Genomic DNA, 23197 nt, shown 5'->3' with positions numbered 1-23197 from the left:
CCATGTCGCGTCTTGCTCCTACCCTCCGCCTGCTCGCCGCCGCCGTCATCGTCGCCACCCTGAGTGGCTGCGTGATCGCCGGCGATGTCCGGCCCTACCCGGCCATGGCGCCGGTCGAACCGATCATGCCGCCCTCGGCCCAGGCCACCGCCGGGGCGATCTACGCTGCCGGCCCGGGCCTTCAGCTGTACTCGGACCGGCGCGCCCGCGATGTCGGTGACCTGCTCACGATCACCCTGACCGAGAGCACCACCGCGCAGACCACCGCCAACACCTCCACCTCGAAAGAGTCGGAGCTGAGCATCGGCACGCCGACGATCTTCGGCGCCCCGGTCACGCTGGGCGGCAAGGACATCCTCAGTGCCAGCGCCGCCGGCTCGCGCGATTTCACCGGCAAGGGCACCAGCGCGCAGAGCAACCGCCTGCAGGGCAGCGTGACCGTCACGGTGATCCAGCGCCTGCCCAACGGCAACCTGGTGGTACAGGGTGCCAAGAACCTGCGCTTGAACCGCGGCGATGAGCTGGTGCAGGTGCAGGGCATCGTACGCGCGGCGGACATCTTCCCGGACAACACCATTCCTTCCAGCCGTGTTGCCGATGCCCGCATCGTTTACGGCGGCCGCGGTGCGATCGCCCAATCCAATGCGATGGGCTGGTTGAGCCGCTTCTTCAACTCGGCGCTGGCGCCGTACTGAGCCTGACATGACTTTCTTCCTCTCCCTCATTTGCCGTCAGCGAAGCGCCGAAGCGTGCCCAGAGGCGGCGCGGTCAGATCCGGGCGCGTGGCGACGCCTCGAGCCGACCGGCGCCCTCTGGTCATGGGGCGCGGCGTCGCGCTACACGACACGCGCTATCGTGGCGCTGCTGGCCGTGTTCGCGCTGGCTGCGCCTGCTTCCGCCGAGCGCATCAAGGACCTGGCCCAGGTCGGCGGCGTGCGCGGCAATGCGCTGGTCGGCTACGGCCTGGTGGTTGGCCTGGATGGAAGCGGCGACCGCACCAGCCAGGCCCCCTTCACCGTGCAGAGCCTGAAGAATCTGCTCGGCGAACTCGGCGTGAACGTGCCCGCGAACGTCAACCCGCAGCTGAAGAACGTGGCGGCCGTGGCGATCCATGCCGAACTGCCGCCGTTCGCCAAGCCCGGCCAGCCGATCGACATCACCGTTTCCTCGGTGGGCAACGCGGTCTCGCTGCGCGGCGGCTCGCTGCTGATGGCGCCGCTGCGCGGTGCCGATGGGCAGGTCTATGCGATTGCCCAGGGCAACCTGATCGTGGGTGGCTTCGGCGTGCAGGGCAAGGATGGCTCGCGCGTCTCGGTCAACGTGCCCAGCGTCGGCCGCATTCCGAACGGCGCGACCGTCGAACGTGCCCTGCCGGACGTGTTCAGCGGTGGTGGCGACATCACCCTGAACCTGCACAAGAACGACTTCACCACGGTCTCGCGGATGGTGGCGGCATTGAACAACGCCTTCGGCGAAGGCGCTGCCCGCGCGATCGACGGCGTCACCGTGTCGGTGCAGTCGCCGTCCGATCCCGGCGCACGCATCGGCCTGCTGGCGCGCATCGAGAACCTGGAACTCACCCCCGGCAGCGCGCCGGCCAAGGTAGTGGTCAACTCGCGCACGGGCACCGTGGTGATCGGTTCACAGGTGCGCGTAGGTGCGGCGGCGATCTCGCATGGCTCGCTGACCGTGACCATCAACGAGAACCTCAATGTCAGCCAGCCGGGCGCCTTCAGCGGCGGCCAGACGGCGGTCACGCCCCAGTCGACCATCACCGCGACCAACGATGGCAGCCGCATGTTCAAGTTCAGCGGCGGCACCACGCTGGATGAAATCGTGCACGCGGTGAACGCCGTGGGCGCCGCCCCGGGCGATCTCATCGCCATCCTGGAAGCCCTCAAGCAGGCCGGCGCGCTCAGCGCCGAACTCGAGGTGATCTGACATGCGTATTCAACCGGCCCTGGAACTCAATCCCGCCCAGCCCAACAGCCCCGCCAAGGTCGACAAGGTCGCCCGGCAGCTGGAAGGCCAGTTCGCGCAGATGCTGATCAAGAGCATGCGTGATGCGAGCTTCGGCGATTCGCTGTTCCCCGGCGAAAACACCATGTTCCGCGAAATGTACGACCAGAAGATCGCCGATGCGATGACCCGCGGCCGTGGCCTGGGGCTGTCGAGCATGATCGCGCGCCAGCTGGGTGGCGCCGAGGGCGAGACGGCCAAGCCGGTCGATACCACGCTCAACCCGGCGGCCGCCCTGCGTGCCTATCAACTCAATGCACCGGCCGCCGCCATGCCGCTGCCGGCCAGCACCGCACCGGCCGCGCCGCGCGAGGTTGACCTGCTGCAGCAGCTCGGCGGTGGTGAGCCGTCGGCCGTGCTGCAGCCGATGGAGCGTGCCCTGGACCTGATTGCCGGCCGTGAAAGCAGCCAGATGCATGAGGCGATCGGCCGCAGCGATCCCTACGCGGCAGTCGCCGATACCGATCCGGCCAGCGCCCACTGGGCCATGGCCGATGACCGCTGGACCGGCGTCAACCGCACTGCGGCCACCGGCCCGAGCGCCGCCGATACCCTGGCGGCCAACACGGCTGCCGCCGAGCTCGGCCCGCACACGCCGGAAGGCTTCGTGGCCAGCATCTGGGGCCATGCCCAGCAGGCCGCACGCGAACTCGGCGTGGATGCCAAGGCGCTGGTCGCCCAGGCCGCGCTGGAAACCGGCTGGGGCCGCAAGCTGGTCCGGCGCAGTGGTGGCGACAGCTCGCACAATCTGTTCGGGATCAAGGCCAACGGCTGGCAGGGCGAACGTGCCACCAGCGGCACCCATGAATACGTCAACGGCGTCCGCCGTAACGAAACGGCGAGTTTCCGCGCCTACAACTCGGTCGGCGAGAGCTTCGCCGACTACGTGCGCCTGCTGAAGACCAGCCCGCGCTACCAGAACGCCCTCCAGGCCGGCAGCAACGTGCGCAGCTTCGCGCAGGGGCTGCAGCGCGCCGGCTACGCCACCGACCCGACCTACGCGGCCAAGATCGCCGCGATCGCCGGCGGCCCGACCATCGAGCGCGCCGTCGCGGCGGTGAGCGATGCCGGCGAGCGCCTGGGCCGCACCTTTGCCAGCACCGCCAGCCCGACCGGGCTGGGTGTCATCCGTCGTTGAGGTAATCCATGTCCAGCGTACTCTCCACCGGCACCAGCGCCCTGCTCGCTTTCCAGCGGGCCCTGGCGACCACCAGCCACAACGTCGCCAACATCAAGACCCCGGGCTACAGCCGGCAGAAGGTGGACTTCGCCACGGCCGACCCGCAGAACTACGGGTACGGCGACGTGGGCAATGGCACCCGCATCACCGACGTCCGCCGGGTGGCGGACCAGCTGGCGATCTCGCGGCTGCTCGATGGCAGCGGTGAACTGGCGCGCCTGAAGCAGCTCTCGACCATGGCCGATCGCGTGGATGCGATGTTCTCCGACACGGCGACCAACGTCGCCGGGGTGTGGTCCAACTTCTTCGATTCGGTCAGCGGGCTGTCCTCCAATGCCTCCGGCAGTGCCGACCGGCAGAACATGCTGGACAGCGGCAAGACCCTGGCCAACCGCTTCCAGCAGCTCAACACCCAGCTCAACAACCTCAATGGCGAGGTCAACAACGGCCTGATCGCCGGCGCCACCGAGATCAACCGGTTGGCCCAGGAGATTGCCCAGCTCAATGGGTCGATCGGCGGCAATGCCGCGACCGCCGCGCCGGATCTGCTCGACCGCCGCGACCAGCTGATCGCCAATCTGGTCGGCTACACCGGCGGCACCGCGGTGATGCAGGACGGCGGGCTGATGAACGTCTACACCGCCGGCGGCCAGGCGCTGGTGGTCGGCACCACGGCCTCCAAGGTCACCACCGTCACCGATCCCTATCAGCCCGAGCGGCTGCAGCTGGCGCTGGAAAGCCAGGGCCAGAAGATCACCATCGAGGGCAAGACGCTCGGTGGCCAGATCGGTGGCCTGCTGGAGTTCCGCGACACCGTGCTGACCCCGGCCCAGGCCGAACTGGGCAAGCTGGCGATCGGCATGGCCAGCAGCTTCAACGACGTCCACCGCCAGGGCGCGGATCTGTACGGCAACATGGGCGGTGACTTCTTCACCATCGGCAACCCACGCATCACCGCCAACAGCGCCAACGTCGGCACCGCCAGCATGAGCGCCAGCTTCGGCGACCTCTCCAAGCTGGACGGCCAGAACATCGTGATGAAGTTCGATGGCACCCAGTGGCAGGCCACCCGCGCCGACACCGGCGCCGCCATCCCGATGACCGGCGCCGGCACCGCAGCCGACCCGCTGGTACTCAACGGCGTAGCGCTGGTCATGAGCGGCACGCCGGCCAAGGACGACCGCTTCCTGCTGCAGCCCACCGCAGGCGTGGCCGGCAGCATGGCCGTGGCGATCACCGATACCTCGCGCATCGCCGCCGCCGCCCCGATCAAGGGCACCGCCGCGATGGCGAACACCGGCACCGGCAAGCTCACCGGGGTCAAGGTGACCGACCCGGACAACGCCGCCCTGCGTAATCCGGCGGCGATCGTGTTCATCAGTGCCACCGAATACACCATCGATGGCGGCCCCCCCAGCACCTACACCGCCGGCCAGACCATCACCGCCAACGGCTGGAGCTTTGTCCTCGACGGCGCGCCCAAGACCGGCGACACCTTCAACATCGGGCCGACCCCGGCCGGTTCCTCGGACAACAGCAATGCCCTGCTGCTGGCCAAGGTCGAGCAGGCCAAGACCTTCAATGCGGGCACGGTCACGCTCAGCGGCGCGCTCGGCGGCCTGACCACCCAGGTCGGCGCGGCCGCACGCTCTGCGGAGTACTCGCTGATGGCGCAACAGGTGATCACCGACCAGGCCCAGGCCGCGCGCGACTCGATCTCCGGCGTGAACCTGGATGAGGAGGCCTCGGACATGCTCCGCCTGCAGCAGGCCTACCAGGCCGCCTCGCAGCTGATCTCCACTGCCGACAACATGTTCCAGACCATCCTCGGAGCCGTCTCGCGATGAACAACCGCATTTCCACCGGGATGATGTTCAATCAGTCGGTGTCCCTGATGCTCGCCTCGCAGGCGAAGATGAACCATCTGGAGCGCCAGATCGCCACCGGCAGCAAGATCGTGTCGGCCAAGGACGATCCGGTCTCGGCCGGCAGCGCGGTCGGCCTGGACCGCACCCTGGCCTCGCTGGACCGCATGCAGCTCAACGCCGGCAACGTGCAGAACCGGCTGGGGCTGCAGGAAAACGCGCTGGCCCAGGTGGGCGACATGATGGGCCGCATCACCGAGTTGACCATCTACGCCAACAACCCGGGCCTGGCCGCCGCCGACAAGCAATCGATGGTCACGGAAATCGAGGCGATCCGCGGCAATCTGCTCGCGGTGGCCAACAGTACCGACGGTACCGGCCGCTATCTCTTCGGTGGTACGGATGACGGCAGCCCGCCCTTCAGCCAGGTGGATGGCCGCATCGTCTACAACGGCGACCAGAACCAGCGCGAGGTGGAGGTTGGCCCGGACACCTACGTGAAGGACGCCCTGCCCGGCAGCGAGATCTTCATGCGCATCGTCACCGGCGACGGGCATGTGGATGGCAAGGCCAGCCCCGGCAATACCGGCAGCGCCGTGCTGACCAACATCACCCGCGACAGCGACGGCAGCTGGAATGGAGAAGGCTTCAGCGTGCGCTTCACTGGCGCCGACAGCTATGACCTGCTGGATGCCGGTGGCGCCGTGGTGTCCAGCGGCACGCTCAAGACCGGCGACGACCTGGTGGTCAACGGCGTGCGCCTTCACATCGAAGGTGCGCCCGCCGCGGGCGATATCGTCGAGGTCAGCCCCGCGTCCAGCCGCGACATCTTCGGCACCCTGGATTCGCTGATCGGCGCACTGAAGATGGATACCGGTACCCCCGCCCAGCAGGCAGCCCAGCAGAACCTGCTGCAGAGCGGCCTGCGCGACGTGGCCCGCGCCTCGGAGCGGATGATCGACTCCCGCGCCGCCGGCGGCGCCCAGCTCAAGGCGCTGGACAACGCCTCGGACATGCGGGAATCGAACGTCGTCACGCTCAAGACCACCCTCTCGCAGATGCGCGACCTGGACTACGCCGATGCACTGAGCCAGTACCAGCTGGAGAAGACCGCCCTGCAGGCGGCCCAGACGCTGTTCTCGCAGATGCAGTCGATGTCGCTGTTCAACATGATCCGCTGACCCCCCTGCAACCCGGGTTGGCCTGAAGGCCGCGATGCTTTGAGCATCGCGGCCTTTTTCGTTTTGGGGCGTGAAATCGGGCCGCCTCCGCCTCCCCTGCAGATCCGCGTGAATCTCCGCCTAAAGGTTGTTGACAAAGCGCCGTTATTGATTTGGCAACAGCGAAGCACACAGCCAAAAACAAAAAAACGGCGGCGCTTCGTTCCATTCACCACCGGGATTCCAATAAGGGAGACGACCCATGGCACAGGTAATCAACACCAATACGATGTCGCTCAACGCTCAGCGCAACCTGAGCACCAGCGGCAGCTCGCTCGCTACCACCATCCAGCGCCTGTCGTCGGGCCTGCGCATCAACAGCGCAAAAGACGACGCCGCTGGCCTGGCAATCTCCGAGCGCTTCGGCACCCAGATCCGCGGCACCGATGTCGCGATCCGCAACGCCAATGACGGCATCTCGCTGGCCCAGGTCGCCGAAGGTTCGCTGAGCGAAGTCGGCAACAACCTGCAGCGCATCCGTGAGCTGGCCGTGCAGGCCTCCAATGCCACCAACTCCTCCAGCGACCGTAAAGCGCTGCAGGCCGAAGTGACCCAGCTGGTCAGCGAAATCGACCGCGTCGCCAAGCAGTCCGACTTCAACGGCACCAAGCTGCTCGACGGCAGTTTCACCAGCCAGCTGTTCCAGGTGGGTGCGAACGCAGGGCAGTCGATCGCGATCAACAGCGTGGTCAATGCCAAGGCAGACTCGCTCGGTGCGGCAACCTTCGCCAATGTTTACACCGGTACCAGCCTCGCTGCGAACGACAAGGCCACCGTCGATTCTGTCTATTCTCAGCTGCAGATCGAAGTCACCCCCCCGGGCGGCACTGCCGTCAAGGTCAACATCGGCGACATCACGGTGAAAGCGGGCGAGTCGATCTCCGCGGCGACGGCAGCTGCCATTAACAGCAAGATCGGCGAAACAGGTGTGTTGGCAAAGGTCGATGCAGGTGTGATCAGCCTCAGCTCGGTCAAAGCGGGTCAGACCTTCGAACTCGCTGCAGCCGGTCCGGTATCGACGGTTCCCGGCGCGGTCCCGGTGGCAGCCACCTTCGCAAATGTCGGACTGGCGGACTCCACCGGTGGAGATGGCGGCGGCCTGAACGGCGCAACCGCCAGCTTCGTCAAGGATTTGAATGTGAACACGGCCGAAGGCGCCCAGCAGGCCCTGGAAATCGTTGACAAGGCGCTGGAATCCGTCAACAGCGTCCGCGCCGACCTCGGCGCGATCCAGAACCGATTCACCTCGGTGGTGGCCAACCTGCAGACCTCCTCGGAGAACCTGTCGGCCTCGCGGAGCCGGATCCGCGACACCGATTTCGCCAAGGAAACCGCGGAACTGACCCGTACCCAGATCCTGCAGCAGGCCGGCACCGCCATGCTGGCCCAGGCCAACCAGGTTCCCCAGAACGTGCTCAGCCTGTTGCAGCGCTGACATGCGACGCCCCTGAAGCACGTCAGGGGCGGCTAACCCAACTCACGTGCAACTGCTCAAGGACCCTTCCTCATGGCACAAGTCATCAACACCAACACGATGTCGTTGAATGCTCAGCGTAACCTGAGCACCAGCGGCAGCTCCCTGGCCACCACCATCCAGCGCCTGTCGTCGGGTTCGCGCATCAACAGCGCCAAGGACGACGCCGCTGGTCTGGCGATCTCCGAGCGTTTCGGCACGCAGATCCGCGGCACTGATGTGGCCATCCGCAACGCCAACGACGGCATCTCGCTGGCCCAGGTCGCCGAAGGTTCGCTGAGCGAAATCGGCAACAACCTGCAGCGCGTCCGCGAACTGGCTGTGCAGGCCTCCAATGCGACCAACTCCGCCAGCGATCGCAAGGCCCTGCAGGCCGAAGTGACCCAGCTGGTCAGCGAAATCGACCGCGTTGCCAAGCAGTCGGAGTTCAACGGCACCAAGCTGCTTGATGGTTCGTTCTCGAGCCAGCTGTTCCAGGTGGGTGCCAACGCCGGCCAGTCGATTGCCATCGATAAAGTCGTAGATGCAAAGTCTGACGCGCTTGGTGCTGCCAAGTTCGCCACGGACTTCGTCGGGACGGCTGCTACCGCCGACGCCGCGACAGAAGACATGATCATGTCTAAGTTGCAGATCACGATCACTCCCGAAGGTGGTACCGCGCAGAAGATTGCCATCGGTGACATCAGCGTCAAGAACGGCGAGTCGATCTCCACCGCAACTGCCGCAGCGATCAACAACAAACTCGGAGAAACTGGAGTCTACGCCACGGTTAAGGACGGCGCGATTACGTTGGCCTCGGTCAAAGCGGGACAAGTATTTGCGGTAGACGCTACCGCCGCTGACTCGACGAACGCGGATGCAACCGCGATCGACCTGGATGACGTTGGTCTGGCAGGCAACGGCGGCGCCGGTGCCGGTACCATCCCGACCACAACGACTGACAGCGTGCTGAAGGGCCTCTCGATCGAATCCGTGACGGGTGCGCAACGTGCGCTCGAAGTGGTCGATAAGGCGCTGGAATCGATCAACAGCACCCGTGCTGACTTGGGTGCGATCCAGAACCGCTTCACCTCGGTGGTTGCAAACCTGCAGACCTCGACTGAAAACCTGTCGGCGTCGCGCAGCCGCATCAAGGACACGGATTTCGCCAAGGAAACCGCAGAACTGACCCGCACCCAGATTCTGCAGCAGGCCGGCACGGCCATGCTGGCCCAGGCCAATCAGGTGCCACAGAACGTTCTCAGCCTGCTGCGCTAAGCCGGACTCCAAACACCTGCGCCGAAACACTCGGCGCAGGTGTAACGATCGATTCATGATCCACCGCCAAAGGAAACCACCATGGCACAAGTCATCAACACCAACACGATGTCGTTGAATGCGCAGCGTAACCTGAGCACCAGCGGCAGCTCCCTGGCCACCACCATCCAGCGCCTGTCGTCGGGTTCGCGCATCAACAGCGCCAAGGACGACGCCGCGGGTCTGGCGATCTCCGAGCGTTTCGGCACGCAGATCCGCGGCACTGATGTGGCCATCCGCAACGCCAACGACGGCATCTCGCTGGCCCAGGTCGCCGAAGGTTCGCTGAGCGAAATCGGCAACAACCTGCAGCGCGTCCGCGAACTGGCTGTGCAGGCCTCCAATGCGACCAACTCCGCCAGCGATCGCAAGGCCCTGCAGGCCGAAGTGACCCAGCTGGTCAGCGAAATCGACCGCGTTGCCAAGCAGTCGGAGTTCAACGGCACCAAGCTGCTTGATGGTTCGTTCTCGAGCCAGCTGTTCCAGGTGGGTGCGAATTCCGGCCAAGCCATTGCAATCGACAAGGTAGTCGACGCCAAGGCGAATGCTTTGGGCGGAAGCGTTTTCGACAGCGCCACCCTGACGCTCACCGCCGGCACGGCAGGCGTGGCGGGCCAGGAAGTGACCATCAAGGGTCCCACGCTCACGGGCGGCGGCCTGCCGACCGCAGGCGTGGCAATCGGTGACATCACGTTCGTCAGCACTGGCGTTGCTGCAGATGACTTGGCAGCAGCCAACAAGGCAACCATCGCCGCAATCAACGGCAAGATCGGCGAGACGGGCATCTATGCTGAGCTCTTGCCGGCAGACGCCGCCGCGACTCCGGCCCGACCGACTGACTCGATCAAGCTCACCTCGGTGAAGGAGAGCGTGGACAGCGATGGCAAGTTCAGCGCGATCAAGGCAGCCGTAACGACTGGGGGTAACTTCACCACCAGCGCCATCGCCGGCACCGCAACTGCGCCTGCTGCTAAGCAGCTCAGCGATGTCAACATCAGTGACGTCGACAGTGCTCAGCAGGCCATCACAATCGTTGATAAGGCTCTTGGTTCCATCAACAGCACCCGTGCAGACCTCGGCGCCATCCAGAACCGCTTCACCTCGGTGGTGGCCAACCTGCAGACCTCGACCGAAAACCTGTCCGCGTCGCGCAGCCGCATCAAGGACACGGATTTCGCCAAGGAAACCGCAGAGCTGACCCGCACCCAGATCCTGCAGCAGGCCGGTACGGCCATGCTGGCCCAGGCCAACCAGGTGCCGCAGAACGTGCTCAGCCTGCTGCGCTGATCCACGGCTGCATCGTCCCGCCGCCGGCTCCGGCCGGCGGCGCGGGCAACACGAGGCATCGCAAAGCATGCGCAGGAACGGGCCATGGCCATGGACCGGACTCTCTCTCCCGGTCGCCACATCGTCGTGGCCATGGCCCGCCCCTGCGGCAGAACTGTTATCAGCGCTGTTTGTTTGACTGAACACCCCGGGTGGCTTCGTCTCCCCCCGCTTTTCAGTAGCCTGACCCCTCCTCTGCATTGGAGGAGGGTTTTTTACAGACCACCTATCAGAGGCGCGGACCGCCGCCCCTGCCCCAGGGCTCCTGCAACCGGCGTGCCAAACCCGCCCTTGCCCTGGCTGGCACAACTCCTGCATCAACGTGGTTCTAAAGACCCGGCGGCTACGGCCGCTACTTTCGTTGATGGCATCGCCCTGCGACTTCACGGCAGCGGCTACAAACAGGAGATACAACGTGGCGGACTTCGGTTACGGCGGCATCGGTTCAGGACTGGATATTTCCGGCATGGTCAGCAGCCTGGTGGCGGCCGATCGCAAGCCGGCGGACAACGCACTGAACCTGCAGCAGTCCAAGGCCAAGATGCAGCTCTCGGCAATCGGCACGGTCAAATCCGCGTTCGACACGCTGAATACGGCACTGAAGGCACTGAAGGCCAATACGGCGTTCGACGCACGCACGTTCACGGCCAGCAAAGCCGGTACCGACGAGATCTTGACGGTCAGCGGCACCAACTCCGCTGCGGCTGGCACGCACCTGATCAATGTGGAAAAGCTTGCTACCGCACACAAGCTGATTTCGGACACCGCGATACCGAAGACAGACACCTTCGGCGCCGGAACCCTGACGCTCACCGTAGGCGTCGGCGACAAGCAGAAGACGCTGGACATCAACGTCGAAGCCGACGACACGCTCAGCTCGATCCGGACGAAGATCGAGAAAGCCGGCCGCGCCTCGGGCGTACAGGCCACGCTCATCGCGTCGGGCGATAACCAGATTCTGTCCCTCTCGCAGGAGAAGTCGGGCGCCGCCAACGCCATTACGCTGACTGCCTCACCAGGCAACACCAAGCTGGCCGACCTCGCTGCCAGCCTGAAGGAGCGTACACCGGCCGCAGACGCCAAGCTGACCATCGACGGCGTGGCCATCACCAGCAGCGAAAACACCGTCACTGACGTGGTGCCCGGCCTCACCCTGAACCTGAAAAAGGAAGGCGAAAGCACCGTCACCATCACCACCGACGTTGCCGCGGCACGCAAGGTGATGCAGGACTTCGTCACGGCGTACAACGGCGCGATCGCGGCAATCAACACCGCGACCAAGTACGACATCGAGAACAAGGAGCCCTCCTCGCTGACCGGCGATGCGCAGATGCGCGGCGCCTCCAGCCAGCTGCGCAGCATGATGGGCGGCATTCTCAAGGACCTCTCGGCCGCCGGCCTGGATCCCAAGAAGATCGGTCTGCAGACCCGTGCCTATCCCAACGCTGATGGCAGCCTGGTGCTGGATACCGCCAAGTTCGACGCGGCCCTGGTCAATCAGGGCGGCGCCGTGCGTGAGGCGTTCACCGGCGATGACGGTGCGGCGGCGAAGTTGTTTGCGATGGTGGATGGCTACGTCAGCACCACCGTCGGCAAGGAAGGCGCGTTCGTTTCGCGCACCAAGAGCATCAACACCACGCTGACCGATATCGACAAGCGCCGCAAGGCGCTGGATGTCCGCATGGAAGGCGTGTCCGAACGTTACAAAAAGCAGTTCCTCGCGCTCGATGCCCTGATGAGCAAGATGAGCCAGACCATGAGCAGCCTCACCTCGCAGCTCTCCCAGCTCAGCGGCTGATGCATGCCGGCCGCGGACTCAAGTTGAACCGGTCCGCGGCCGATATCACTGGCAGGACACCCCGCAGGCTCCACCCGGTGCCGACGATGTCGCGAACCTCGCGGCCCCGCATGAAGGAGACATGATTGATGTACGGTTCCAACCGTCAATTCACCGAGCAGTACCGCAAGGTCGGCGTGCAGAGTTCGGTTACCGATGCCGACCCGCACAAGCTGGTCGCGTTGCTGCTGGCCGGTGCCTGCGAACGCCTTCGGCTTGCCCTGGCCTGCATGGAACGCGGCGACCAGGCACGCAAAGGCAAGGCGATCGGCGAGGTCTGCGCGATCGTCGGCCACCTCAATGGCTCGCTGGACCATGAGGCCGGCGGCGAGATCGCCGGCAACCTGTCCTCGCTGTATGACTACGTGATGCAACGGTTGACCGAAGCCAATCTGCACAACGATCCGGCCGCATTGTCCGAAGCCCTTGAACTGCTGGGCGAGATCGATGCGGCCTGGAATGCCATCCCGCAGCAGCAGCGCCAGACCGCGCAGGTCGCCCCGTGACCTCGCTTGGCGCGCTGAACGCCCGTCTGGATGCGCTGGAAACCGCGCTGCACGCCGAGAACTTCGACGAAGCGGGCCTGCAGCTGGATGCGCTCGACGCGGCCCAGCGTGACTACCTGGCCGGCCCCTCTGCCGGCTTCGATGTTCCTGGTCTGTCCTCGCTGCAGGCACGCCAGCAGCGCATCATGCTGTTCATGATGCGGCAGCGCGAAGAGGCCAGCCGGCACATCCACAACGGCCACCAGTCCCTTCGCGCCGCGCAGGCGTACCTGACCGCAGAATCCCTGTCATGACCGAGCTTCGCACCAGCGCCATCCATCACCCGGCCGAAAGCGAGCTGTTCGATGAGACGCTGAGCTGCGAACTGGCGCTGCCGGCCGAATTCCGCATCGGCAGCGCGGTGATCCGCCCCGGCACCGCCGAAACCCTGCTGCGCAGTGTGGCGCTGGTTGAAGACGCCCGCGGCGACGACGGCCATGACGACCGCAGCGATGCCACGCTGCAGGTGCAGCGGCTGGAGGCCAAGCTGGATCTGGTCACGGTGCTGCTGGGCCGGCTGGTGCGGCAAAGCAGCCAGGACCTGCCGCTGCGCCCCCTGCGCTGGTCGCGCCGTGGCATCCGCCTGGAACAGGGCGCGCGCAGTGGCGCCGCACCAGGCAGCATGGGCGTGATCCGCCTGCAGCCCTGCGACTGGCTGCCCGACGACATCGACCTGCCCGTGGTGATCGTGGCCGAAGCCGCCAATGGCGCCGGCGCGCATTACCTGTGGCTGCGTTTTGAAGGGCTCAGCGATGCGCTGGAGATGGCCCTGGAGCGGCATCTGTTCCGCCTGCACCGCCGCCAGATCGCCGAAGCACGACGATTGCGCTGACCGTACGCTCGCGACTGTGACGCATTCGGCTTGGCGGTGGGCCTTCACTCCGTTAAGGTGACGGCCTCCCCGCTCCCCTAGCAGCCTGTGCGCGTTCTCATCGTCGATGATCACACCCTGGTCCGTGCCGGCCTCAGCCGCCTGCTGCAGGGCTTTGCCGACGTCGAGGTCATCGCCGAGGCCAGCAACGCCGAACAGGCGCTGCAACTGAGCGTGCAGCATTCCCCGGACGTCGTCCTGATGGACCTGTCCCTGCCGGGCCGCACCGGCCTGGAAGCCCTGAGCGACATCCTGCTGCGTACGCCCGGCTCGCGCGTGGTGATGATGACCATGCACGACGACGCGGTGCACGTGCGTGATGCGCTGGACCGGGGCGCGGTCGGTTTCGTGGTCAAGGATGCCGCCCCGCAGGAGCTCGAACTGGCGCTGCGCGCCGCGCATGCCGGCCAGGTGTTCCTGAGCCCGCAGATCTCGGCCAAGATGCTTGCCCCGATGCTGGGCAGGGAAAAGCCGGTGGGCGTGGCAGCCCTCTCGCCGCGCCAGCGCGAGATCCTGCGCCAGATCGGCAAGGGCGAGAGCAACAAGGAAATCGCCGCGGACCTGGGCATCAGCGTCAAGACGGTGGAGACCCATCGCGCCCGCATGATGGAGTCGCTGGGCTGCCGCCGTGCCAATGATCTGGTGCTGCTCGCCGCCCGTCACCAGCACGAGCTGGAGTGATCTGCGCCGGTTCTCCGGCACACAGGCCTTGCCCGCCGCGCATGGCGACGGATTTTTGAAGCCCGACCCGACCGGCGGCACGGAAGGACAAGGTCTCGCCCCCGGACACCCGTCAAAATACCGCGCCGATGTAGGGGTTCCCCCTACACACTGTCAGGGATTTGACGACCCGACTCAGGAACCCCCTGATTCCCGGCGTACGGGAAGAGAAGCAAGATGTGTTCCATAACGCACCGGGGAGTCGGTGCGAACGGGACATCACTTTGAAAGCCTCCATGTCGACCCAGATGGGTCAGCAGCTTCACCTCACCCCGCAACTGCTGCAGTCGATCCGGCTGCTCCAGCTCGACGGCATGCAGCTGGAGCTGGAAATCCGCCGCGCGCTTGAGACCAACCCGCTGCTCGAGATTGAAGAAGCCCCGGAGCCGGCGGCCGCCGAGACTGCCGAAGCCACCACCACCCAGGACGTGGCCGCCTTCGACGAACTGCCCGAAAGCACTATGTGGGATGTGGCCGGTGCCGGTTGGCAGGACGGTGACGATGACCGCATGCAGCGCGTGGCGGCCGGGGAATCCTCCGATCCGCAGCTGCGTGCCCTGCAGCGCCTGGCGATGGAGCTGGATGACCGCGAACTGACCGTGGCCGGTTTCTGGCTGGAGCACTGCGACGACGCCGGCTATCTGGATGCCCCGCTTGCCCAGCTGACCCTGCTCGCCAGTGCGCGCTGCGATGTGGACGCTGCCGGTGTGGAAGCGGTCCGCCAGCAGATCCTGCACGGCGATCCAATCGGCCTGGCCGCGCAGGACCTGTACGAATGCCTGAGCGTGCAGCTGCGCGCCCTGCCCGGCCGCGTGCCGGCCCGCCACCTCGCCCAGCGTGTGCTCGACGACGGCCTGACCGCGCTGGCCGCACACGATTACCCGGCCCTGGCCCAGCAGCTGGACGCCGAGGTCGCCGACATCCATGAGGCCGTCCGGCTGATCCTGTCGCTGCAGCCGCGCCCGGGCGAGAGCCTGTTGCCGGACAGCAATGGCGTGGTGATTCCGGACGTGGTCGCCTGGCATGCCGATGGCCAGTGGCGCGTCGCGCTGAATCCGGCCACCAGCCGCCGCCTCAGCATCAACCCGCAGTACGAACAGGCCCTGGCCGAGACCAGCGAAGCTGCACAGCCACTGCGCGACATGCTGCAGGAAGCGCGCTGGCTGACCCGCGGCCTGTCGATGCGTTACGACACGCTGCTGCGCACGGCCCGCGTGATCATCGAACGCCAGGCCGGCTTCCTGACCCGTGGCGAAGAAGCCATGGCGCCGCTCACCCTGAAGGAAGTGGCCGACGAGATCGGCATGCACGAGTCCACCGTTTCGCGCATCACCACCGGCAAGTACCTGCAGACCCCGCGCGGCACGCTGGAGCTGAAGCACTTCTTCGCGGTGCGCCTGGAAGGTGCCAGCGTCTCCGGCCAGGCCGTCAAGGCCATGGTGCGCCGTCTCATCGAATCCGAACCGGCGGCGCGCCCGCTCGCCGATGAAGCCATCGCCGGCCTGCTTTCGCGCCAAGGGGTGAACATCGCCCGCCGTACCGTTGCAAAATACCGCGAACAACTGGACATCGCCCCGGCGCGCGAACGCCGCCGCAGCCATGCCAGCACCCCGCACCTCCTGGCCCGGGTGGGCTGAAGGAAATGGAAGACATGAACAAGCTCACCGTCCTGCTGGTCGACGACCACGAGGGTTTCATCAACGCCGCCATGCGCCACTTCCGCAAGGTCGATTGGCTCGATGTGATCGGCAGCGCCGCCAATGGCCTGGAAGCGATCGAACGCTCCGAGTCGCTGCGCCCGAAGGTGGTGCTGATGGATCTGGCCATGCCGGAGATGGGCGGCCTGCAGGCGACCCGCCTGATCAAATCCCAGGATGACGCGCCGTACATCGTCATCGCCAGCCACTTCGATGACGCCGAACACCGCGAGCATGCCCTGCGCGCCGGGGCCGACAACTTCGTCAGCAAGCTGTCCTACATCCAGGAAGTGATGCCGATCCTGGAAGGCCTGAAGGGGAACGGATCATGAGCGAATCACGCATCCTGGTACTGGACAACGACGCCGTCCGCGCCGAGCGCACCGTCGCCCTGCTGGAGTTCATGGATTTCAACCCGCGCTGGGTGGCCGATGCCAACGATTTCGACATCACCCGCCACCGCCCGAACGACTGGATGGCCGCGATCATCGGTGGGCTGGACACTTCCGAGCGCAGCGACGCGCTGTTTGCCTGGCTGGGCAAGGGTGCCCTGCCCCCGCCGGTGATGCTGATCGACGGCGACACCACTGCCTTCGCCCAGCAGTTCGGCCTGCACGAGGCCAATGTGTGGCCATTGGAAGCGCCGCTGCGCCACGCGCAGATGGAAGGCCTGCTGCGCCGTGCCAGCCTCAAGCGCCTGGATGCCGAGCACCAGGCCGGCGCCGTGCAGGACCAGGGGCCAACCGGCGATGGCGCGGCCGTCACCCAGCTGCGCCGGATGATCGAACAGGTCGCCGCGTTCGACACCACCGTGCTGGTGCTGGGCGAATCGGGCACCGGCAAAGAAGTGGTCTCGCGCTCGATCCACCAGCGCTCGCCGCGCCGCGACGGCCCGTTCGTGGCGATCAACTGCGGCGCCATTCCGGCCGACCTGCTGGAAAGCGAATTGTTCGGTCACGAAAAGGGCGCCTTCACCGGCGCACTGAGCGCCCGCAAGGGTCGTTTCGAAATGGCCGAGGGCGGCACCCTGCTGCTGGATGAAATCGGCGACATGAGCCTGCCGATGCAGGTCAAGCTGCTGCGCGTGCTGCAGGAGCGCAGCTTCGAGCGCGTCGGTGGCAACCAGACCATCCGTTGCAACGTGCGCGTGATCGCCGCCACCCACCGCGATCTCGAATCGCGCATCGCCGACGGAAAGTTCCGCGAGGATCTGTTCTATCGCCTCAACGTGTTCCCGATCGATGTGCCGGCCCTGCGCGAGCGCAGCGAAGACCTGCCTGCACTGGTCACCACCATCGCCGGCCAGCTGGCCCGTACCGGGCGTGGCGAAGTGCGGTTCACCGGCGAAGCGCTGCAGGCCCTGGCCGCCTACGAGTGGCCCGGCAACGTGCGCGAGCTGACCAACCTGGTCGAGCGCCTCGCCGTGCTGCACCCCAGTGGCAACGTGCGCGTGCAGGACCTGCCGGCCCGCTACCGCGGTGACTTCGCTGCCGCCGCGCCGGTGGCCGTCGCTGCGCCAGCCGCCGTGGCCGACGAACGCCTCGACCTGCGCAGCTTCTCCTTCCACACTCCGGGCGCCCAGAGCACCCCGGCCCTGGACAGCGGCATCGGCCCCGTCAGCCGCGCGCCGGCCCTGCCCGACGATGGCCTGGACCTGCGCAACCACATGGCCAACATCGAGTTGAACCTGATCAACGAAGCGCTGGAACGCACCCAGGGCGTCGTCGCCCACGCCGCCCAGCTGCTCGGCCTGCGCCGCACCACCCTGGTGGAAAAGCTGCGCAAGTACGGCATCGAACGCGACCAGACCGAACTGGCTGGCTGAGCCGATCAACACATGGAAACCAGACGCCCGGGCATGTCCCGGGCTTTTTTGTGGTTCTGCTCGCACGTATCGCGCAACCTCCGCCGGTTTTCCGGCGTCGACTCTCCGGCACGCCAGCGCGTCACACCGCCGCTCGGCCGCTCCCCGGCGCCTCACGAACATCACGGCCGCGCCTGCAGGCGCCGCTGAATACGCAAACCCGCGCCACCCCTACAAAACTGAACCACTCATCCGTTTCGGCACAGCACTTGCAACGTATTCCCGTGTAACCCACCCCTGCTTCGGAACGTTCCAGATGTCGCACTCCGTCACCTCGATCCTTTCTCAGATCCGCACCTTCCAGACCCAGATGGGCCAGCCCACCGTCAGCCCGCTGACGGAGGTGCCGCGCAGCAATGCCATCCAGGGCCTGGTATCCCCCCAGGAGATCCAGGGCCCCAGCTTCACCGAAACCCTGCGGGGCGCCATCGCCGGCGTCAACGATGCGCAACAGAAATCCGGCGCCCTGGCCAAGTCCTTCGAACTGGGTGAACCCGGTGCGGACCTGGCCAAGGTCATGGTCGCCTCGCAGCAGTCCCAGATCGCCTTCCGCGCCACCGTGGAAGTCCGTAACCGTCTCGTCCAGGCTTATCAGGACGTGATGAACATGCCGCTGTAAGGATAGAAACGCATGGCCCTGTCGCTCTCCAAAGAATCGCTGAACACCGAAAAGGCTGGGCAGTGGTTCGACCGGCTGCAAAGCCTGCAGATCACCCGTCGGCTCGGCCTGATGGCGATGATCGCCGTGGCCGTGGCGGCAGGGCTGTTCGTGTTCTTCTGGTCGCAGAAGCCGGGCATGGTGCCCCTGTACACCGGTCTGGACCAGAAGGCCACGGCCGAGGCCACCGACCTGCTGCGCGCGGCACAGATTCCCTTCCAGCTGGATCCCGCCACCGGCGGCATCACCGTGCCGGAAAAGAACCTGCACGATGCCCGCCTGAAGCTGGCCGGCTCCGGCCTGACCGACAGCGGCCGCCTGGGCTTTGAACTGATGGAGCGTGACCCCGGCTTCGGCGTCAGCCAGTTCATGGAAAACGCCCGCTACCAGCACTCGCTGGAAACCGAGCTTTCCCGCACCATCAACACGCTGCGCCCGGTCCGCGATTCGCGCGTGCATCTGGCCATTCCCAAGCCCAGCGCCTTCACCCGCCAGCGTGACGTGGCCAGCGCCTCGGTGGTGCTGGAGCTGCGCGGTGGCCAGCAGCTTGAACGCGGCCAGATCGATGCGATCGTGCACATGGTCGCGGCCAGCATTCCGGACCTGGCGCCCGAGCGCGTCACCGTGGTCGACCAGAGCGGGCGCATGCTCAGCGTCTCCGACCCGAACAGCGAAGCGGCCATGAACGCCGCGCAGTTCGAGCAGGTGCGCCGCCAGGAAACCTCGTTCAACCAGCGCATCCGCGAGCTGCTCGAGCCGATGACCGGTCCCGGCCGCGTCAACCCGGAAGTCAGCGTGGACATGGACTTCTCGGTGATGGAAGAAGCCCGTGAGCTCTACAACGGCGAGCCGCAGAAGCTGCGCAGCGAGCAGATGAGCGAAAACAGCAGCAACGTGCCCGGTCCGCAGGGCGTGCCCGGCGCGGCCAGCAATACCCCGCCCGGCCCGGCCGCCGCGCCGGCCACGGCGCAGGCGCCGACGGAATCCTCCAAGAGCGCGACCCGCAACTACGAGCTGGACCGCACCCTGCAGCACACCCGCCAGCCAGCCGGCCGCATCAAGCGCGTCTCGGTGGCGGTACTGGTGGACAACGTGCCGCGCGCCGGTGCCAACGGCAAGATGGCCGACCAGGCCCTCTCGGCGGCCGAGCTGACCCGCATCGAAGCGCTGGTCAAGCAGGCGGTCGGCTTCGATGCCGAGCGTGGCGACACGGTCTCGGTCATGAATGCCCCGTTCGTGCGCGAAGTCACCCCGGTCGAAGGGCCGAAGTGGTGGGAGCTGCCGCAGGTGCAGGACGCATTGCGCCTGCTGCTCGGCGCGATCGTGGTGCTGGCCCTGGTGTTCGGTGTGCTGCGCCCGGCGCTGCGCTCGATCACCGGCCAGACCAAGTCCAACGATGACGAGCTGGAACCCCATAGTGCCGATGTGCAGCTGGTCGACGATGGCGAAGGGCTGCCGGCGATCGGCAGCGAGCGCCTGCACGCGGCCGGACATGAACCGCTGGCGCTGCCGGTGGACTCTTACGAGGAACGACTGCGCATGGCGCGTGAAGCTGTAAAGACCGATTCCAAGCGCGTGGCCCAGGTGGTCAAGGGCTGGGTGGCCAATGATTGATGCACCTCCCCCGCTGACCGGCGTTCAGCGCGCCGCCGTCCTGCTGCTTTCGCTGGGTGAACTGGACGCGGCCGAAGTGCTGCGCCACATGGAGCCCAAGGAAGTCCAGAAGATCGGCATCGCCATGGCGACCATGACCGACATCACCCGCGAGCAGGTCGAGCGGGTCATGGACCAGTTCGGCAGCGAGCTGGGCTCCAAGACCTCGCTGGGCGTGGGCTCGGACGACTACATCCGCAACATGCTGGTGCAGGCGCTGGGCACCGAAAAAGCCGGCAGCCTGATCGACCGCATCCTGCTGGGGCGCAACACCACCGGCCTGGACGCGCTGAAGTGGATGGATCCGCGTGCCGTGGCTGACCTGGTGCGCAACGAGCACCCGCAGATCATCGCCATCGTGATGGCCCACCTGGAAACCGACCAGGCCGCCGACGCGCTCAAGCTGCTGCCCGAACGCACCCGCGTGGACGTGCTGCTGCGTATCGCCACGCTGGATGGCATTCCGCCGAACGCGCTCAATGAGCTCAACGAGATCATGGAGCGCCAGTTCGCCGGCAACCAGAACCTGAAGTCATCCAACGTGGGCGGCGTGCAGTGTGCGGCCAACATCCTGAACTTCATGGACAGCGGCCAGGACCAGGCAATCCTCGGTGAGATCGCCCGCATCGATGCCCCGCTGAGCGGCCGCATCCAGGACCTGATGTTCGTGTTCGACGATCTGGTGGACCTGGACGACCGCGAACTGCAGCTGGTGCTGCGCGAAGTCAGCGGCGAGCGCCTCGGCCTGGCCCTGCGCGGCGCCGACATCAAGGTGCGCGACAAGATCACCCGCAACATGTCCCAGCGTGCCGCTGAAATCCTGCTCGAAGACATGGAGGCCCGCGGCCCGGTGCGCCTGTCCGATGTGGAAGTGGCGCAGCGCGAGATCCTGGCGATCGTCAAGCGGATGGCCGATGAAGGCACCGTCACCATTGGCGGCAACGCGGAGGCCATGCTGTGAACAACGCCGTGCGCTGGCTTGCCCCGGACCTGCTGGCGGTGCCCGAGCCGCCGCCGGAACAGCAGTTCGAACTCACCGAACCGGATCCGGACCACGAGCCGGAACCGCTGCTGCAGCTGCCGACCCTGGAAGAAATCCAGGCGATCCAGGACAACGCCGAGAAAGACGGCTTTGATCACGGTCACGCCGAAGGCCTGGCCCAGGGCCAAGCGGAAGTGCGCCGGCTGATCGCCCAGATCGAAGGCATCCTGGACAACTTCAGCCGGCCACTGGTGCGGCTGGAGAACGAGGTGGTCGCCGCACTGGGCGAGCTGGCGGTGCGGGTGGCCGGCAACCTGGTCGGGCGTGCCTACGAGGCCGAACCGGAACTGCTGGCGCAGCTGGTCAACGAGGCCCTGGATGCCGTCGGTGGCGCGAGCCGCGACGTGGAAGTCCGCCTGCATCCGGACGACATCGCTGCGCTGGCGCCGGTGCTCAACCTGGCCCCGAACCAGCGCCTGACGCCGGATCTGAGCCTGAGCCGCGGCGACCTGCGCGTGCATGCCGAGGCCGTGCGCATCGACGGCACGCTCGACGCTCGCCTGCGCGGCGCCCTGGATGCGGTCATCCGCAAAGCCGGAACCACCCCATGAACACCGAGACCCTGCCCCCGCCCGCCGATTGGACTGCCGCACGCAACCTGCGGCTGGCTTCGCGGCTGGACAACATCCGCCCGGACACCGCCCATGGCCGCGGCCTGATCCGCGAAGGCGTGCTGCGCCGTGCGGTCGGCCTGACGCTGGAAGCAGTCGGCTGTGAAGCGCCGATGGGCGCCAGCTGCAAGGTCGAAGTGGCCGACGGTGGCTGGGTCGATGCCGAAGTGGTCGGCTTCGCCGGCGAACGCACCTACCTGATGCCCAGCGCCGAACTGCACGGCCTGCTGCCCAATGCGCGGGTGGTGCCCTCGCTCGGCCGTGGCGGCGTGGAAGTGGGCGAAGGCCTGCTTGGGCGCGTGATCGACAGCGACGGCGTGCCGCTGGATGGCAAGGGCCCGATCCGCGCCGAAGGTACCGTCGGCATGGCCGGCGTCTCGATCAACCCGCTCGCACGCGAGCCGATCACCCAGCCGCTGGACGTGGGCGTGCGCGCGATCAACGCCCTGCTGCCGATTGGCCGTGGCCAGCGCGTCGGCCTGTTCGCAGGCTCCGGTGTCGGTAAATCGACCCTGCTGGGCATGATGACCCGCTACACCGCCGCCGATGTCATCGTGGTCGGCCTGATCGGTGAACGTGGCCGCGAAGTCCGCGATTTCGTGGAAAGCACGCTGGGCGAAGAAGGCCTGCGCCGCGCCGTGGTGGTGGCCAGCCCGGCCGACCGCCCGCCCTTGGCCCGCCTGCACGGTGCCTACCGCGCGACCGCGATCGCCGAGTGGTTCCGCGACCAGGGCTTGAACGTCCTGCTGCTGATGGATTCGCTGACCCGCTTCGCGCAGGCCCAGCGCGAAATCGGCCTGTCGGTCGGTGAGCCGCCGACCACGCGCGGCTATCCGCCGTCCGTGTTCGCCAAGCTGCCGGCCCTGGTCGAGCGAGCCGGCAACGGTGCCAAGGGCCGCGGCTCGATCACCGCGTTCTACACCGTGCTGACCGAAGGCGATGATCCGCAGGATCCGATCGCCGATGCCGCACGCGCGATTCTTGACGGCCACATCCTGCTCTCGCGCCGCGTCGCCGACAGCGGTCTGTACCCGGCCATCGACGTGGAATCCTCGGTCAGCCGCGTGGTCACGGAAATCGCCGACGAGCCGTGGCGGCTGCGCATCCGCAAGCTCAAGCGGCTGGTCTCGGCGTATTCGTCCAACCGCGACCTGATCGCGATCGGTGCGTATCAGCGCGGCAACGACCCGGCGACCGACGAGGCGCTGGAGCGCTGGTCGGACATTGTTGAATTCCTCGGCCAGGACGTCGGCAAAGCCGCCGACCTGCCGCACAGTCAGGCCGCCCTCAAGCGGCTGGTGGAACCAGAGAGTTAAGCC

21 protein-coding genes are annotated in these 23197 nt (G+C 66.5%); all 21 read left to right on the top strand.

The genetic code is table 11. From position 1 onward, the window contains the following. The first annotated feature begins 2 nt into the window (after nt 1-2). The 21 genes from flgH to QMX81_RS05535 all read left to right on the top strand — a co-directional run bounded on the left by flgH (nt 3) and on the right by QMX81_RS05535 (nt 23194). Nucleotides 3-695, top strand: coding sequence for a flagellar basal body L-ring protein FlgH (gene flgH / locus QMX81_RS05635; protein WP_070471594.1), 693 nt, complete (start codon nt 3-5; stop codon nt 693-695). A 160-nt stretch (nt 696-855) separates the two neighbouring features. After that, nucleotides 856-1941: a flagellar basal body P-ring protein FlgI gene (locus QMX81_RS05630; protein WP_282259473.1), complete on the top strand. Its 1086-nt coding sequence runs from the start codon at nt 856-858 to the stop codon at nt 1939-1941. A 1-nt stretch (nt 1942) separates the two neighbouring features. Beyond that, nucleotides 1943-3157: a flagellar assembly peptidoglycan hydrolase FlgJ gene (gene flgJ, locus QMX81_RS05625; RefSeq protein WP_282259471.1), complete on the top strand. Its 1215-nt coding sequence runs from the start codon at nt 1943-1945 to the stop codon at nt 3155-3157. A gap of 8 nt (nt 3158-3165) precedes the next feature. Next, entirely contained in the window at nt 3166-5046 is a 1881-nt protein-coding gene (gene flgK / locus QMX81_RS05620; RefSeq protein WP_282259469.1) for a flagellar hook-associated protein FlgK, read from the top strand. Continuing rightward, a complete protein-coding gene (flgL, locus tag QMX81_RS05615) occupies nt 5043-6245 on the top strand; it encodes a flagellar hook-associated protein FlgL (RefSeq protein WP_152150774.1) in 1203 nt (400 codons plus the stop codon). Before flgK ends, flgL begins: the two co-directional genes overlap by 4 nt. Before the next feature lie 241 nt (nt 6246-6486). Then, complete coding sequence (locus QMX81_RS05610) at nt 6487-7719, top strand: flagellin (RefSeq protein ID WP_282259465.1); 1233 nt, start codon at nt 6487-6489, stop codon at nt 7717-7719. Between the two features lie 72 nt (nt 7720-7791). Further along, nucleotides 7792-9015, top strand: coding sequence for a flagellin (locus QMX81_RS05605; protein ID WP_282259463.1), 1224 nt, complete (start codon nt 7792-7794; stop codon nt 9013-9015). Between the two features lie 81 nt (nt 9016-9096). Beyond that, entirely contained in the window at nt 9097-10341 is a 1245-nt protein-coding gene (locus tag QMX81_RS05600) for a flagellin (protein ID WP_282259461.1), read from the top strand. A 454-nt stretch (nt 10342-10795) separates the two neighbouring features. Next, nucleotides 10796-12178 carry a flagellar filament capping protein FliD gene (gene fliD, locus QMX81_RS05595; RefSeq protein ID WP_121036753.1) on the top strand — a complete coding sequence of 461 codons (1383 nt, stop codon included), beginning with the start codon at nt 10796-10798 and terminating at the stop codon, nt 12176-12178. A 128-nt stretch (nt 12179-12306) separates the two neighbouring features. Next, nucleotides 12307-12723: a flagellar export chaperone FliS gene (fliS, locus tag QMX81_RS05590; RefSeq protein WP_121036752.1), complete on the top strand. Its 417-nt coding sequence runs from the start codon at nt 12307-12309 to the stop codon at nt 12721-12723. Beyond that, nucleotides 12720-13016, top strand: a complete 297-nt coding sequence (locus QMX81_RS05585; protein ID WP_121036751.1) for a hypothetical protein — start codon at nt 12720-12722, stop codon at nt 13014-13016. Before fliS ends, QMX81_RS05585 begins: the two co-directional genes overlap by 4 nt. Continuing rightward, nucleotides 13013-13594 (top strand): PilZ domain-containing protein, encoded by a 582-nt coding sequence (locus tag QMX81_RS05580; protein WP_282259455.1) that lies wholly within the window; start codon nt 13013-13015, stop codon nt 13592-13594. The genes QMX81_RS05585 and QMX81_RS05580 overlap by 4 nt, the downstream gene beginning before the upstream one ends. Nucleotides 13595-13681: 87 nt before the next feature. Then, nucleotides 13682-14314 (top strand): response regulator transcription factor, encoded by a 633-nt coding sequence (locus QMX81_RS05575; protein ID WP_121036749.1) that lies wholly within the window; start codon nt 13682-13684, stop codon nt 14312-14314. Between the two features lie 263 nt (nt 14315-14577). Then, entirely contained in the window at nt 14578-15990 is a 1413-nt protein-coding gene (rpoN, locus tag QMX81_RS05570) for an RNA polymerase factor sigma-54 (RefSeq protein ID WP_121036748.1), read from the top strand. 14 nt (nt 15991-16004) lie between these two features. Next, nucleotides 16005-16382, top strand: coding sequence for a response regulator transcription factor (locus QMX81_RS05565; protein WP_026070040.1), 378 nt, complete (start codon nt 16005-16007; stop codon nt 16380-16382). Then, entirely contained in the window at nt 16379-17875 is a 1497-nt protein-coding gene (locus tag QMX81_RS05560) for a sigma-54 dependent transcriptional regulator (RefSeq protein WP_121036747.1), read from the top strand. The genes QMX81_RS05565 and QMX81_RS05560 overlap by 4 nt, the downstream gene beginning before the upstream one ends. 295 nt (nt 17876-18170) lie before the next feature. Beyond that, nucleotides 18171-18533 carry a flagellar hook-basal body complex protein FliE gene (gene fliE, locus QMX81_RS05555; RefSeq protein WP_121036746.1) on the top strand — a complete coding sequence of 121 codons (363 nt, stop codon included), beginning with the start codon at nt 18171-18173 and terminating at the stop codon, nt 18531-18533. Between the two features lie 12 nt (nt 18534-18545). Then, a complete protein-coding gene (fliF, locus tag QMX81_RS05550; protein ID WP_282259448.1) occupies nt 18546-20186 on the top strand; it encodes a flagellar basal-body MS-ring/collar protein FliF in 1641 nt (546 codons plus the stop codon). Between the two features lie 13 nt (nt 20187-20199). Next, the gene (gene fliG, locus QMX81_RS05545; RefSeq protein WP_026070041.1) at nt 20200-21186 is read left to right on the top strand and encodes a flagellar motor switch protein FliG; all 987 of its coding nucleotides are present in this window, start codon (nt 20200-20202) and stop codon (nt 21184-21186) included. Continuing rightward, nucleotides 21183-21818 (top strand): FliH/SctL family protein, encoded by a 636-nt coding sequence (locus tag QMX81_RS05540; protein ID WP_282259446.1) that lies wholly within the window; start codon nt 21183-21185, stop codon nt 21816-21818. Before fliG ends, QMX81_RS05540 begins: the two co-directional genes overlap by 4 nt. Beyond that, entirely contained in the window at nt 21815-23194 is a 1380-nt protein-coding gene (locus QMX81_RS05535; protein WP_121036743.1) for a FliI/YscN family ATPase, read from the top strand. Before QMX81_RS05540 ends, QMX81_RS05535 begins: the two co-directional genes overlap by 4 nt. Nucleotides 23195-23197: the final 3 nt, after the last annotated feature.

It is taken from the genome of Stenotrophomonas sp. PS02301 (assembly GCF_029959485.1).
Lineage (GTDB): Bacteria > Pseudomonadota > Gammaproteobacteria > Xanthomonadales > Xanthomonadaceae > Stenotrophomonas > Stenotrophomonas maltophilia_Z.
The sequence above is the reverse complement of the archived record's forward strand: the minus strand, read 5'-3'. Positions and strand labels throughout refer to the sequence as shown.

Excerpts from the sequence above, each read along its gene's own strand:
- flgH (WP_070471594.1), top strand. The coding sequence starts at position 3 with ATGTCGCGTCTTGCTCCTACCCTCCGCCTGCTCGCCGCCGCCGTCATC.
- flgJ (WP_282259471.1), top strand. The coding sequence starts at position 1,943 with ATGCGTATTCAACCGGCCCTGGAACTCAATCCCGCCCAGCCCAACAGC.
- flgK (WP_282259469.1), top strand. The coding sequence starts at position 3,166 with ATGTCCAGCGTACTCTCCACCGGCACCAGCGCCCTGCTCGCTTTCCAG.
- flgL (WP_152150774.1), top strand. The coding sequence starts at position 5,043 with ATGAACAACCGCATTTCCACCGGGATGATGTTCAATCAGTCGGTGTCC.
- QMX81_RS05610 (WP_282259465.1), top strand. The coding sequence starts at position 6,487 with ATGGCACAGGTAATCAACACCAATACGATGTCGCTCAACGCTCAGCGC.
- QMX81_RS05605 (WP_282259463.1), top strand. The coding sequence starts at position 7,792 with ATGGCACAAGTCATCAACACCAACACGATGTCGTTGAATGCTCAGCGT.
- QMX81_RS05600 (WP_282259461.1), top strand. The coding sequence starts at position 9,097 with ATGGCACAAGTCATCAACACCAACACGATGTCGTTGAATGCGCAGCGT.
- fliS (WP_121036752.1), top strand. The coding sequence starts at position 12,307 with ATGTACGGTTCCAACCGTCAATTCACCGAGCAGTACCGCAAGGTCGGC.
- QMX81_RS05580 (WP_282259455.1), top strand. The coding sequence starts at position 13,013 with ATGACCGAGCTTCGCACCAGCGCCATCCATCACCCGGCCGAAAGCGAG.
- QMX81_RS05565 (WP_026070040.1), top strand. The coding sequence starts at position 16,005 with ATGAACAAGCTCACCGTCCTGCTGGTCGACGACCACGAGGGTTTCATC.
- QMX81_RS05560 (WP_121036747.1), top strand. The coding sequence starts at position 16,379 with ATGAGCGAATCACGCATCCTGGTACTGGACAACGACGCCGTCCGCGCC.
- fliE (WP_121036746.1), top strand. The coding sequence starts at position 18,171 with ATGTCGCACTCCGTCACCTCGATCCTTTCTCAGATCCGCACCTTCCAG.
- fliF (WP_282259448.1), top strand. The coding sequence starts at position 18,546 with ATGGCCCTGTCGCTCTCCAAAGAATCGCTGAACACCGAAAAGGCTGGG.
- QMX81_RS05535 (WP_121036743.1), top strand. The coding sequence starts at position 21,815 with ATGAACACCGAGACCCTGCCCCCGCCCGCCGATTGGACTGCCGCACGC.